The sequence below is a fragment of the Exiguobacterium sp. s189 genome (assembly GCF_018617615.1).
In the GTDB taxonomy this organism is placed as follows: Bacteria; Bacillota; Bacilli; order Exiguobacteriales; family Exiguobacteriaceae; genus Exiguobacterium; species Exiguobacterium aestuarii_A.
The window spans coordinates 1-239 of sequence record NZ_JACSKM010000034.1 but is presented as its reverse complement, the minus strand read 5'-3'; the positions used below and the strand labels follow the sequence as shown (position 1 = coordinate 239).

The following is a 239-nucleotide window of genomic DNA, read 5'->3' as shown; positions in this document are numbered from 1 at the left end:
GAAGCGTGGTGACACGTGGAGCTGAATGATACTAATCGGTCGAGGCTTTGATCTAGTCTAACGGTTTGTGTTGATGAATCCTCAGTTTTGAGAGAACAATCTCTCTAAAATATGTTGACATTATCGATAAATAATGTTAATATAATACTTGTCTGGTGGCGATAGCGAGACGGCCACACCCGTTCCCATGCCGAACACGGAAGTTAAGCGTCTCAGCGCCGAAAGTAGTTGGGGGATCT

1 rRNA gene is annotated in these 239 nt (G+C 44.8%); it reads left to right on the top strand.

Going from position 1 to position 239, the window contains the following annotated elements:
* Positions 1–151: 151 nt before the first annotated feature.
* A 5S ribosomal RNA gene (gene rrf / locus KNO99_RS15310) occupies positions 152–239 on the top strand; the annotation flags it as partial.